Genomic DNA, 13,326 nt, shown 5'->3' on the forward strand with positions numbered 1-13,326 from the left:
CGTAGAGCGGGCTAAATAAGAAAACTATATAAGAAATAATAAAAAGAGGCATTTATGAAATTGCGTTACTCGGTATTAAGCTCAGCTTTAGTTGCTTGCCTTATGGGCTCGGCCTACGCAGCGGATGGTTATTACCGCTCACCGACCTTACATAACCAACAAATAATTTTTACCGCTGAAGGCGACTTATGGCAAGCCAGCACTCATGCTGCCGACGCGCGTCGGGTAACCAGCCATTTGGCCGAAGAAAGCCAAGCTATTATTTCTGCCGACGGTAAACAAGTGGCATTTGTAGCCAATTATGAAGGTGCCGATGAAATTTATATCATGCCTTTGGCTGGCGGTAGCGCTAAACGTTTAAGCTTTGAAAATAGCCGAGTGCGTATACAGCAGTGGCTAAGTGACGGCAGAATTTTATATAGCACTGACAGTGCCGTTGGGCCATCAAACTATTGGGTATTAAAAACCGTTGATCCTACAACTTTACAACGTGAAAGCATTCCATTAGCAGATGCATCAGGCGGTAGCATTGATGACAGTGGTAAACAGTTATTCTTTACCCGATTTGGTATTTCATTATCTGCCGACAACACTAAAGTGTATCGCGGTGGTGCCTTAGGTGAATTATGGCGCTGGCAGTTAGACTCAGATAAAGAAGCCGTATTATTAAGTAAACAGCATCAAGGTAATATTAGTCAGCCGATGTATTACCAACAGAGAGTTTATTTTGTTAGTGATGCTGATGGTAATAGCAATATTTGGTCAGTTGACAGCCAAGGTAATGACTTTAAGCAACATAGCTTTCATAAAGAATGGCGTATAGGCCGTGCTAGTTTGTCTAATGGCCAAATTGTTTATCAGTTAGGCGCCGATTTACACTTGCTCAATCTAAATGATAATAGCAGTCAGCCGGTTAACATTGCGCTGGCGTCTGATCGAGTACAGCAACGCGAGCGGTGGTTAGACAAACCCTTAAATTACTTAACCAGTGCCCATTATCAAAGCCAGCAAGCCGATAGCCAATTAGCCGTTATTACGGCACGGGGTCAAATTGTTATCTCGGCAACCGGTAAGCGACGTTTAGTCCAAGTTGATACGCCAGAAGGTAGTCGCTCACGTGAAGCGGTGCTAAGCAAAGATGGCAATTGGGTTTATGCTATTAACGATAGTAGTGGTGAAAATGAAATATGGCGCTTTGCCGCCGATGGCAGTAAAAATCATAAACAACTAACCAAAGATGGCACTAGCCATCGTTGGCAATTAGCGTTATCGCCTGATGGTCGATATATTGCCCATGATGATAAAGCCGGCGATTTATGGTTGCTCGATGTTAATAGTGGTAAAAATAGCAAAGTCTATCAAGAGGGTATTGGTTTACGTGGCTACTCTGATTTAGTTTGGTCTGCAGATAGTCAGTTATTAGCGTTTACCCTAAATGCGGCTAATGGCGAACGGGCAAGGCTTGGCTTATATAACTTAGCCGATAAACAGGCTCAGCTGATTACTTCTGCAAAATATGATTCTTATTCACCGACCATAAGCCCAGACGGCTTATGGCTGTACTTTGTATCCAATCGTAAATTTACTGCCACACCCGGTAGCCCTTGGGGCGATCGCAATATGGGGCCGATGTTTGATCAACGCAGTGAAATATTTGCCGTCAGCTTAAAGCAACAAGCCTGTTTTGGCTTTAGACCCGAGCAGGAGTTAGATAGCTGTAATGATAAAGCCGCATTAGACAGTCGCAATGGTAAAAAAGGTAACTTAGTGGACTGGCAAGGTGTGCAACAACGTTTATGGCAAGTGCCAGTGGCGGCTAGTAATTATTATAAGTTAGCCCTTAACGATAAACGTTTATACATGTTAGATCGTGCTACAGGTGCTAATAGTAAACGACAGTTAAAACAAGTTGAGTTAAGTCGTACTGAAGCCAAAGTAACTACCTTTGCTAGTGATGTAGCTGATTACCAACTGGCAGCCGATGGCAAAACGTTATTTGTACGTCAGCCAACTAAAGACGGCAAAGCCGAGATGTTAGTAGTAGCGGCGACGGACAAGTTGCCAAAAGAATTAAAGCATAATCGGTTAAATATTAATAATTGGCAATTAGCGCTGTCACCTACTGAAGAGTGGCAGCAAATGTTTGCTGATGCTTGGCGGATGCATCGTGATTTCTTATTTGATAAAGGCATGCGCGGACTGGATTGGCAGGCCAGTAAAGAAAAGTATCAACCGTTGCTGGCGCGAGTTACAGACCGTTATGAATTAGATGATGTGTTTGCGCAAATGATGGGCGAGTTAAATGCCCTACATTCCCAAGTGCGTGGTGGCGAGTATCGTCAAACTGATACCCAACCTAAAGTCGCTAGTTTAGGCGCCCGTTTTGTGGCGCAAAAATCTGGGCTTAAAGTAGAACAAATTTATCGTTCTGATCCGGAAGTGTTAGCCATGCTATCGCCATTAGCTAAACCGGGGGTTGATATTAGCGAAGGCGATATTATAACCGCCGTAAATGGCACGCCAGTTAATACCGAAGCTGACTTAATTCAACAGTTGCGTAATCAAGCCGGTAAACAAGTATTACTGAATGTGCAGCGTGGTAAAAAGCAATGGCAAACGGTGGTTGTTCCCGCAGGTCAAGATAGCCGGTTACGTTATCAAGATTGGGTGTGGCATAACCAACAAAAAGTAACAGAGCAAAGTAATAATGAGTTTGGTTATTTACATTTGTATGCAATGGGCAGCGGCGACGTATCGAATTTTGCTCGTGAATTTTATGCTAATTATGATAAAAAAGGCTTAATCATCGACGTTAGACGTAATCGCGGCGGTAACATTGATAGCTGGATTATTGAAAAACTATTACGTAAAGCATGGGCTTTTTGGCAACCTACGCAGGGAGCGGCTTATACCAACATGCAACAAACTTTTCGTGGTCATTTAGTGGTGCTTACAGATCAACTAACCTACTCAGATGGCGAAACCTTTGCAGCGGGTGTCAAAAGCTTAGGCTTAGCTCCATTAGTGGGTAAGCGAACCGCAGGGGCGGGCGTCTGGTTATCTGGCCGCAATCGTTTAAGTGATAATGGTATGGCGAGGGTGGCTGAAACCGCGCAGTATGCAATGGATGGTAGTTGGATCATTGAAGGCTATGGTGTTAGCCCTGACGTAGAAGTAGACAACTTACCTTATGCTACCTTTAACGGTGAAGATGCGCAGTTGCAACATGCGCTAGACTATTTAAATAAGCAGCTATTTCAACAACCCATAACCCCGCTTAAAGCAACGCTGCCAACAAGCGGTATTGCTGTGGATGTTAAAGCTTTATAATATTTATTTTTACTATAAAGTTATATTTATACAGCCATTTATGCTCGTTTAAGCGTTAAATTGGATAAAAAGCCCAGTCTTATGACTGGGCTTTTGTTTATGATTTATATAGAGTTACTTCTTTGTTTAACAGTGTGTTAATGAGTTTATTTAGCAATAAGTCATACTAAAGCTTTTCTTTATGTTTAATGCGGTCTATGGTGAGTAGTCACACTAAACGGGGATGTCATTATGTCAATAACACCTGATTTAACTGCAGAAGTTCGTATTTTAGCCCGCTATAATCTTGATAGCACAATGGAAGGTTTAAAAGTGCATCAAAATGCTGATGCACAAACTAAACAGGCCATACAACGCTTGTTCGAAAAAGGCTTAGTTAATCAACCTGATGGTGGTTATTTAACCGAGTTAGGTATGAGTTGTGCCGAACATATTCAATCCGCACTACGCATTTTGGACCATTCTAAAGAAACGGCGTAACCGGGTCTTCTCGCGGCGCAGTAACTGATGTAAAGCAGCTAGCGCCGCAGTATCTTGCTGATATAAAGCCTGATCGTACAGTGCTATTAGGCTATTCAACAATTCTGCATGCTTAGGGTAATTTCGACTAAGCTGCTGTAAATAACCACTTACCGAACTTGATGGGGTTTTATTCTGCCACAAGCTGGGTACGTACTGTTGTATTAATAGCGTGGCAGCAGGGACGTTAAGTCGCCGTTTTTTCTGTTGTAAATATAGCCAGCTTAAAACCAAAATCGCCAGAATAAAGCCTAACCCTACCAGTAAATGCCAAGCATAGCGTTTTAACGTGCGCCAAATGTCTAATTGTTGGCTAGTATCAAAACCCAGCACCCATACTGACCAGTAATAATCGATATGGCGAAATTGCTGCCGCAGGTCACTTAGCCAGCTTATTTGTTGCCAACCAGATTGTAACATTAACCGCTGCTCGTCGTTTAATGCGGCATTTAAATCTTGTAACACACGCTCGGGCGCGACAGCTGCTGTGGGATCAAACTTATACCAATGTTGATCAACTAAATATTCCACCCACGCATGAGCTTCACGCTGGGTGACTTGTAAGTAGTTTTGTTCGGCATACCAATTACCGCCCTGATAACCACCGACTACGCGTGCTGGAATACCCACGCTGCGTAACATAAAAGCGGCAGCTGAAGCATAATGACTGCAAAATCCGGTTTTGGTCTCAAATAAAAATTGGTCAATACTATCTTTGCCTAATCGAGGTGGCGTTAGGCTATAAAAATAGGCTTGTTGATTAAAATGATTAGCGACTGCCTTAACAAAAGCATCTGGAGTAGGCGCATTAGCAAATAACTGCTGAGCAAAGGCTTTACTGGCTGCATTGCCATTAGCCAGAGTTAAGTTGCGATCTCGCTCTGCTGCTGAGATCAAACCGATGGGCTGCTCAATACTGGCTAGCTGATAAGGTAAACGTTGGCTGACAATAGTGTTAGCTTGCACTAAGCCAGCTTGCTGGATTTGAACTGGGCCTTGGCTTTGAACCGGATTAGCTAACGAGAATAAGCTTCTTTGCTGACTAGGCTCGGCAATGACCTTATAGCGTATTAGATCGGTAACTTCATTTGGATTACTTAACGTATCTATATTTGCAGCGGGTTGTTTAGCCTTATTAGAGCTGTTTTTCACTTCGTCGACATGCCAACTGCGGCCATCAAATTGTTCATATATCTTAGCCCGCCAATACAGTTGCTGTTGTGGCGGGGGTGCTTGGCTAAACTCAACCCGAAACGCCACACTGTCGTTTTGCACTAATTGCTCAATACTGCCCGGATCAATGCTGTCACCAAGCCCTGTGGTGGCCATATTTATATTAGGAATTTGCCAAAATGGTGCTAGCCTTGGAAACAGCACAAAACAGGCTAGCCACAGTGGAATAATAATGACCACGCTTTGTATTAAGGCACGTTGTGGTATCCGGGTATGTGCTGGCGCAAACAAATGGTAATGCAAGTATAAATTTAGCCCTATTAAGCCAAAAATAAGCAGTGCCATTAGCATTGACTGATGCAAAATAAAGCCGCTAGCTAATAAAAAGTATTGCACCCAAACCAATTGCTGGCGCTCTGCTGCTTTTTGCAATAACCACAAACGACAATTAACCGCTAATAATAGTATTTGCAGCATTAAGTTTAATACGCCGGCTTGACGAATATTTACCAGTAAGCCGACTAATATTAACGCCGCAACAATATTGACTTGCAGTACACTTACATGCCAAACATTTACTTGCGAGCCACTCTCTTTATTACCAACATACTTGGTATTTGCGGCAACAGCTTTAGCCTTGTAAGCCTGCAGTAAATATAAACCTAAACTGCTACAAATGACCAATATAAACCACAGAGGTAAAGCACTGTGTAATAAAAGGGTCAGAGTGAATAACAGACTACTAAAGCCAATAGCTTGCTTGAACTGAATGGACTGTATTGTGGCTACTTGCATGGATATAACGCCAAATGTTGTAAGCAACGCTGTAAGTGTAATGCGCCCTGACTGGGTGGATAAGTCACTTTAGACGTTTTTAAACCATAAAACTGCTTATCCGCTTCTAAGGCTAGCAGTTTTTCACAGCCGTAACTTAATGCTTGCTCTAGCGCAGCACCACTTAAATCAGCAATGGTTACCCAGCTAGGATCATATTGTTGAATAGGCTCACGTAATCGCACTATGGGCCTAGTGCTGTCGCGTGCTAAACGCTTCCATAAAATCAAGTTTAAACTATCACCGGTTTGGTATTGGCGTAATTGCTGGCTAATTTCAGTATCTAAATGCGGTTGGACCGTTTTGTTTTGACCAAAATGAGTACTGCTGGTTTTTAGTGGACTAGGATAGACCCAATACTGTTGTTTTAAAGCGATATAACTCCAACTGCGCCATAAGCCAAAAGGATAACTACTGCTGACTTTTAATCGCGGTAAGGGATAATGGCCACGGCTTTTGCCGGCAATATTTAAGCTTAACGCTGTGTCTAATGTTGGTTTGATGACACTATACGCTAGGTTATGAGGTTGGTTAATAAACTGGAATTTCAGCATATAACGCGGGCTTTGCGAGACAGTGCTGATATTAATGGCCAAATCTTGATCAGCATAACCCTCATTATTGCTACTGCAACTTAGGCTTAAGCCATTGAGGTTACGAAATGTCAGCACAATACTGACTAACCAAATACTTAATAATAAATAGCAGACTAATAAAATTAAGTTATTTTGATAATTAGTGCCCAATAAATACAGCAATACACAGAGCAAGCTAAACCAGATGCCATAGCGTGTGGGTAAAATAAAAATAATACGCTGGCTTAGCGTAATACTCGTCGCGGCGGGTTGGCGTTTATCTAACCACCGACTTAACCAAGTCCAATAGTGCGGGTATAGCCGCTTTTTTAAATTCAGCACGTTACGCTCAGCACAGTATTAAATTAAGCATGGTGTTTGTTGTAATAGTTGCTGGCTTAACACTAATTGTCTCGCGTCTGAGCTAGGGTTTAATCTATGCTCGGCAATATACGGGAAGACTTGCTGGATATCATCTGCACTGACATAACTGCGATTATTGATAAATGCATAAGCTTTGGCTGCGCGTAAAATGGCTTTTGAAGCGCGCGGTGATAAAGGATGTAAATCGGTACGTTGTCGGCTAGCGGCAACTAAGGATAATAAGTAATCTATTAGCGCATCTGCCGCGGTAACCTGAGTTACTTGCTGTTGCAATGTACGCACTTGGTCAACCGTTAATTGTTCAACCAGCTTAGTTAAAGGCGCAGTACTTTCTTGTTTGAGTAACTGGTGCTCTGATGCGCGGTCTGGAAAACCTAAGGATAACCTAAACATAAAACGATCTAACTGCGATTCAGGTAACGCTGACGTCCCGGCATGAAACAATGGATTTTGGGTGGCGATAACAAAAAAGGGTTGTGGTAGTGGCCGAGTTACACCATCAATAGACACTTGTTTTTCTTCCATCGCCTCTAGTAACGCACTTTGCGTTTTAGGACTGGCGCGATTAATTTCATCCGCTAATAATACTTGGCTAAAAACCGGACCAGGTTGAAACTTAAATTCATGTGACCGAGCATCATAAATATTAATACCAGTTAAGTCGGCGGGTAATAAATCACTGGTAAATTGCACGCGGCGATAACTTAGGCCTAGGCTATTAGCTAACGCATGGGCGAGGGTAGTTTTGCCCATGCCGGGTAAATCTTCTAATAATAAATGCCCTTGGGCTAATAAGCAGCATAAAGCCAAGCGGATCTGTTGCGGTTTACCTAAAATAACCTGATTTAAATTTTGTTCGACCTTGTGCAACTGAATTAACACCTGAACTCCTTACAGCTTTGATAAAGGTGATATTTTACTCGGAGACTAATAGTAACCTTGACCCATATAAGTGCAAGTATAAAAAAAAGCGGCCTAAGCCGCTTTTATCTAGGTTACTGCTAATTTAGAAATTAACAACAAGCTCATTTGAACATAAATCAGTGGCTTCAATACATAATTTATAAGTCACAGATGATGCTTGTGAATTAAAGCGATCACGATAACGACCGGTATTGTTAAGCGTATCAATAAGCTGCTCATCACGATATAAATCGACGTTATCAGATGCACCTACCCAGCGTAAATCAACAATCGTTGCACCGGTACGGGTACGCACAGATCGTTTAACGCTTAACTCAATGGCAGTTTGAGCAACACTAACCACTTTTTCCGTAGTATGGGATAAACCGCTTTCATCGCTTGCGGTTAACCTTACCGTATAACTACCACTATTACTGTAAACATGGGTTGGGTTTGTGTCGAAAGACACATTGCCATCACCAAAATCCCAGCTTAATAGGTTAATGTCGTCATTGGCATCTGTAGATAAATCGCTAAAGCTGACACTTAAACCTGAAGCAATAAAGCTAAAGTCTGCAACAGGGGCAACTGGACCTGGCGGGGTAACGTCTTCAGCTAAGGCCGTTAATGTTAAAGACCAGCTATTTAAGCTACCCGTATCACGTCCGGCATTATCTGAAACAAATAATGTCCAATCACCTTGCATCTGTTCACCGTTAAAGGTTTCTAATTGCCAGTTTTGCACAATATTGTCAGTACTGCCACCGCTGCGGTTATGAAGGGTATGCTCTGTTCCTTGTGGAGATGTTAACTTAACAATTAAATCACCAATCCATGTATGGGTAATATTAACCCCAACGTCGGTCGCAAAGACAGTGCCATTTTGGTCAACAGAAATGGTACTTGTTATACCTGAAGCATCACCATCTGGAATATTAACAAGTTCATTATTGTTATAAGCATAATCTTGTAAACCTTGTGGAAGTAACTCAAGGTTGGCTGTGACCGACTTAACTAGTTCATTAGTATCGATATCAGTACCTGTCACCGTAAAGCTATAGTTGCCCCAAGCTGTCTCGGCGGTTGTTGCAGCATTTAAGATTACGGTATCACCTGGTTCGGCTGTGGTTGCAGATAAGCTAACACCGTCGAATGCAGGGTCAACAGCAACACTTAATGCCACTTGTCCCATCCAGTCAGCGACATTACCAATATTTAAGACATATTCAGCACTCTCGCCAGCGGTTATTTGTTGTGTACGCGGTGAAATACTCAGCTTAAATGATGGCGTAGGATCAGCATCAGCCATAGCATTGGCTAAATTTAACCGCTTGCCTGACACCGTTTTACCGTCTAACGCTGTTAAGCTATCACCGCTATCCATTAAAATTGCTTTCATTTCTAAAGGCGTTATATCGGGATTAACAGACCACAGTAATGCTGCCGCGCCAGCAACATGCGGAGAGGCCATAGAAGTACCTGAATAACTCGCATAACTGTTGCCTGGTGTTGTTGATAAGATTGCCGAGCCTGGTGCGCCTAAATCAACAGACACCGCACCATAGTTTGAAGCACCACTAGAAAATACAGATAATTGGTCATTTCGATCAGTTGAAGCAACCGAGACTATACCGTCTAAATCGTATGCAGCAGGATACATTGGCGTGGTATCCGCATTCACTCCAGCATTACCGGCTGCGGCAATAAATAAGATCCCAGCATCGTTACTTGATTGAATAGCTTCACGTAATGTTTCAGAGAAGCCACCTCCGCCCCAAGAGTTATTTGTTGCCTTAACATCTACACCATAATTAAGCTTTAAATCGGTAAAGAAGTTAATACATTCAATTGCGCCTGCGGTGCTGCCACCATCGGGACCAAGAAATTGGCAAGGGACAATAGTCACACTCCAGTTAACGCCCGAAATACCAATACCATTATTACCAGATGCACCAATAGTTCCCGCAACGTGAGTACCATGAGTATCACTATCCATCGGATCTAATTCAGCATTTAAAGTTGAATAACCATAAGTACTACCAGGGTAATCTCCTAAATTAACCCAGCGATTATCTATTAGATCTGGGTGGTTATAATCCATACCAGTATCAATAACACCTATGATGACATCACGACTACCGGTTGAAATGTCCCATGCATCCAGGGCTTTGATATCAGCGCCAGCTGTGCCGCCATTTTGACCGGTATTGTGTAAGGCCCATAAATCATTAAAACGCGGATCATCAGGGGTTACTAGTGCTTTAAGCGGATAGTTTGGCTCTGCAATTTCAACATAAGGGTTAACCGTAAGCTTTTTAATTAATGCATCACGGTCGACACCTTTTGGAACTTGTACTTTAACAATGCGACCATCGGCGACATAACGCATTTTCATATCGCGGCCTTGGGCATCCAGTTGGCGCAAACTAGCACCTTGTCTTAGCACAACGCTTTCACGCTGCTGTTTGGACACACCAGGTTTGAACATGACCAAAATAGATTCTTCTGCAGAGCTATTAGCTAAAGTTGAGCCAGAAACTAATGCTGCAGTTACTGCGATAGCAATCAGTGTTTTATGCTTCATAATGCTTCCCATAATTAATTTATTGTTAATATTGATACTTTAATGTTGCGTCTTTATGGATAGCACAAATATTAATATTAAGTAAATAAATTATAGCAAATAGTACTTTATGCTTAGCTCTTTAGTCGTTAAATTCATATAGCTCGAATCTTAGCTGTTGGTTTTAAAGGGTTAATTTGTAAAACCATATTAATAACAAGTTTTACAAATAGCCCATAAGTGCTATTGCAGCTTTTTGTTAGTGCTTTAGCCTAATATTGTGACTAATTTGATAAGGAGTTGCGGTGTTAAATGTTACTAAGTGGCTAGTGCTAATCAATATGGCGATGTATTCAAGTACTGCTTTGGCAGATATATCAATACAGTTAACGTCATTAATTGAGCGCCAAGCATTAGCTAGCGGAGTAAATGTTACTCAACTTGGTGACTTTAATGTTGCCGATGTTACTCAATCAGGTAGCGGTCACTATGCCGTTTTGTTGCAGCAGGGGGTATTAAATCAACTAATATTGCAACAGCGCGGTTTTGGTCATCAAGCTGAAATTAACCAGTTTGGTAATAATAACTCCGCTCAAATCATTCAAAGTGGTAAGGACAATTTGATACGGCTTGAACAGTGGGGTAATCAGCAATTCTCTATAGAGCAATCTGGTGTAGGTGCTGAAATTTCAATTATTCAATACTAATAAAAATTAGGGAAAATTTTATGAACGTTGTAATGCCACGCAAACATATTTTAGGCTTAGCCATTGCCATGATCATCAGTGGTCCAGTTTTAGCCCAAGACAATGAGGTGATCATAAACCAAACATCAATAGTCGGCACCCTTGAAGGTAATACAGCAGAAGTTGTACAAAGTGGTGAAATTGGCTTTACCATCATTAATCAAACCGGCTTGTTAAACGATAGTGCTGTACAGCAAGATGGGGTTTGGCTGGAAGCATATAATTTTATCGAAGGTGAAAACAACCTGGTTAATACTTATCAAATTGACTTTTGGCATGTAGCTTATACCGACATCGCTGGCGATAATAACAATGTTGCTATTAGCCAAAATGGTTTTTACAACATAACCGAAGCACTAATTACAGGTGATAGTAATACTATTGATGTTTATCAAGAAGGTGATTTCCAGGAAGCTTATTTTAGCCTAATCGGTGATAGTAATGCTGCGACGCTTGACCAACAGGGTTTTGCTAACTGGAGTCGGGTAGGTTTTAACGGCAACAATAATAGCTTTTATAGCCTGCAAAGTGGTGATGACAACCAATCGGGCATGTTTAATCTGTTTGGCGATCGAAATAACTTTGAATCGGAACAATATGGTGATGCTAACGTTGCTGGCATTGTGGGTGTAATGGGGAATAACAATAGTTTTTTTGTTAGCCAAGAAGGCCAGAGCAACGCTTTTATTGCTTATGATGTGCTGGGCAACAATAATCTAATGGATGTTATGCAAACGGGTAATGCCAATCTGTTTTTACTCGATCCGTTACAAGGTGATCAAAACCTAGTATTGATAGAACAACGTGGCGACAACAACGAAGTTGCAGCACCTACTGGGCTGGTTGGCAATAATAATCAGATTGATGTTTGGCAGCGGGGCAATGTAAATAGCTCTTTATTTGCCACAGTGGGTGATGATCATAATGTGCAAGTTCGTCAAACCGGTAATAACAATTTAAGTGAAGTGGTCCTGTATGGTGCTAACAATACCGGTAAGGTTAATAGTCGTGGTGATAATAATATTACCGGTATTGCCATTGATGGCCAAAATAACGATGTAGATATGCGTCAACTTGGTGATGATAATATCGCCGTAATAGATATTATTGGTGATGATAACGATGTGTTTATTGACCAAACAGGCAATGGCAATGAGTTATTAGTCAGCAGTGACATTATGGTTAATGCTAATAACATTGCGATTGAACAGCATGGCGATATTAACTTAGTCGATATTTTGCTAGCTGGCAGCAATAATAGTTTAGATATTTTACAACAAGGTATGGGCAACTGGGTTGCGGGTGATGACGGCTATTTTGCAGTAGCTGGAGACAGCGGTTTAGTGTCGATTACGCAATTAGGTAATGATAACTTAGTCCTTGGCGGCCAATATGGTACTGCTAATGTTATGACTGTCACACAAGTAGGCGACTTTAATACCGCTACTGTAGTGCAAAACTAAAGTGGTTAGCAGCTCACTTTCTAATAAAGTGAGCTGCTATTTTTAGGAATAGCCTATGAAGTTACTTGGCATACTTTTAATGCTCTGCTGTTCAGTTGCCGTTCGTGCAACTGATATTGAATTAGGCGGTTTAGTGCTAGACCGTACTATTTCTCGTTTTGGTAAAGACTTCTCATTTTATTATTCTGGTTATTGGCGTGATATGCCTGCTACTGAAGGCATCACTGTGGTGATCTATGAACAAGTCTATCCGCAAGCGGGTACTTTTTTATGGGTTGAGATGAACCAAACTCGGATTTATCAAACCTATTTTGGTCGCCGTTATAACGATGTAAAACAAATGGCAGAACAAGCAATTTTAATCAGCATTAACGAGCTGGCTAATATTCAAACTAGCAAAATGCTCGAGCAACCTTTAGCCGACAAGTTGTAAAAGGACAATCAAGATAATGAAGCTGATATCTCTAATATTATTATTAAGTTGCGGCGTAGTTTCTGCAACAGAACTAGTATACACGCCAATAAACCCAAGTTTTGGCGGTAACCCATTAAATGGTAATTTTTTACTGCAAAAAGCCCAAAGTCAAAATAGGCATACTGCGGAACGAGGGGGTTTATCGTTTGTTGAAAAATTTCAAGACGCTTTAGAGCGCAATATTATTAACTCGTTAACACGTCGCATTGCTGATGGTGAATTAGTTGAAGGAATTTATAACACCGGTGAGTTTATAGTTGAAGTGACTGGCGGCACTGACGGTGCTGTTGTGGTGCATATTACTAATGTGAAGACTGGCGAAGTCACCATTATTTCTATTCCATCAATTGGTGGAGGCTAA

9 protein-coding genes and 2 pseudogenes are annotated in these 13,326 nt (G+C 41.6%); 7 read left to right on the forward strand and 4 right to left on the reverse strand.

Annotation, left to right across the window (positions count from 1 at the left end):
• Positions 1-54: 54 nt before the first annotated feature.
• Both BI198_RS08600 and BI198_RS08605 read left to right on the forward strand, forming a co-directional pair.
• Positions 55-3,330: a S41 family peptidase gene (locus BI198_RS08600; protein WP_070049183.1), complete on the forward strand. Its 3,276-nt coding sequence runs from the start codon at positions 55-57 to the stop codon at positions 3,328-3,330.
• 231 nt (positions 3,331-3,561) lie between these two features.
• Complete coding sequence (locus BI198_RS08605; RefSeq protein ID WP_070049184.1) at positions 3,562-3,810, forward strand: TIGR02647 family protein; 249 nt, start codon at positions 3,562-3,564, stop codon at positions 3,808-3,810.
• Here BI198_RS08605 and BI198_RS08610 read toward each other — a convergent pair.
• The 4 genes from BI198_RS08610 to BI198_RS08625 form a co-directional block, all read right to left on the reverse strand.
• Positions 3,775-5,817, reverse strand: a complete 2,043-nt coding sequence (locus tag BI198_RS08610) for a transglutaminase family protein (protein ID WP_070049185.1) — start codon at positions 5,815-5,817, stop codon at positions 3,775-3,777. The genes BI198_RS08605 and BI198_RS08610 overlap by 36 nt on opposite strands.
• Positions 5,808-6,773, reverse strand: a complete 966-nt coding sequence (locus tag BI198_RS08615) for a DUF58 domain-containing protein (protein ID WP_083256588.1) — start codon at positions 6,771-6,773, stop codon at positions 5,808-5,810. The genes BI198_RS08610 and BI198_RS08615 overlap by 10 nt, the downstream gene beginning before the upstream one ends.
• 18 nt (positions 6,774-6,791) lie before the next feature.
• Positions 6,792-7,697 (reverse strand): AAA family ATPase, encoded by a 906-nt coding sequence (locus BI198_RS08620; protein WP_070049186.1) that lies wholly within the window; start codon positions 7,695-7,697, stop codon positions 6,792-6,794.
• Positions 7,698-7,821: 124 nt separating this feature from the next.
• Positions 7,822-10,302 carry a S8 family serine peptidase gene (locus BI198_RS08625; RefSeq protein WP_141728860.1) on the reverse strand — a complete coding sequence of 827 codons (2,481 nt, stop codon included), beginning with the start codon at positions 10,300-10,302 and terminating at the stop codon, positions 7,822-7,824.
• A 284-nt stretch (positions 10,303-10,586) separates the two neighbouring features.
• On the opposite strand from BI198_RS08625, the gene BI198_RS08630 reads away from it, so the two are divergent.
• The 5 genes and pseudogenes from BI198_RS08630 to BI198_RS08645 all read left to right on the forward strand — a co-directional run bounded on the left by BI198_RS08630 (position 10,587) and on the right by BI198_RS08645 (position 13,326).
• On the forward strand, positions 10,587-10,988 hold the full coding sequence (locus BI198_RS08630; protein WP_235605291.1) for a curlin subunit CsgB: 402 nt from the start codon (positions 10,587-10,589) through the stop codon (positions 10,986-10,988).
• Positions 10,989-11,056: 68 nt separating this feature from the next.
• Positions 11,057-11,530: pseudogene (locus BI198_RS16475) on the forward strand (hypothetical protein); the annotation flags it as partial.
• Between the two features lie 354 nt (positions 11,531-11,884).
• Positions 11,885-12,490 (forward strand): annotated as a pseudogene (locus BI198_RS16480) (hypothetical protein); the annotation flags it as partial.
• Between the two features lie 55 nt (positions 12,491-12,545).
• Complete coding sequence (locus BI198_RS08640) at positions 12,546-12,923, forward strand: curli production assembly/transport protein CsgE (RefSeq protein ID WP_070049189.1); 378 nt, start codon at positions 12,546-12,548, stop codon at positions 12,921-12,923.
• Between the two features lie 16 nt (positions 12,924-12,939).
• Complete coding sequence (locus BI198_RS08645; RefSeq protein ID WP_070049190.1) at positions 12,940-13,326, forward strand: curli assembly protein CsgF; 387 nt, start codon at positions 12,940-12,942, stop codon at positions 13,324-13,326.

It is taken from the genome of Rheinheimera salexigens (assembly GCF_001752395.1).
Classification (GTDB): domain Bacteria; phylum Pseudomonadota; class Gammaproteobacteria; order Enterobacterales; family Alteromonadaceae; genus Alishewanella; species Alishewanella salexigens.

Excerpts from the sequence above, each read along its gene's own strand:
- BI198_RS08600 (WP_070049183.1), top strand. The coding sequence starts at position 55 with ATGAAATTGCGTTACTCGGTATTAAGCTCAGCTTTAGTTGCTTGCCTT.
- BI198_RS08605 (WP_070049184.1), top strand. The coding sequence starts at position 3,562 with ATGTCAATAACACCTGATTTAACTGCAGAAGTTCGTATTTTAGCCCGC.
- BI198_RS08610 (WP_070049185.1), bottom strand. The coding sequence starts at position 5,817 with ATGCAAGTAGCCACAATACAGTCCATTCAGTTCAAGCAAGCTATTGGC.
- BI198_RS08625 (WP_141728860.1), bottom strand. The coding sequence starts at position 10,302 with ATGAAGCATAAAACACTGATTGCTATCGCAGTAACTGCAGCATTAGTT.
- BI198_RS08640 (WP_070049189.1), top strand. The coding sequence starts at position 12,546 with ATGAAGTTACTTGGCATACTTTTAATGCTCTGCTGTTCAGTTGCCGTT.
- BI198_RS08645 (WP_070049190.1), top strand. The coding sequence starts at position 12,940 with ATGAAGCTGATATCTCTAATATTATTATTAAGTTGCGGCGTAGTTTCT.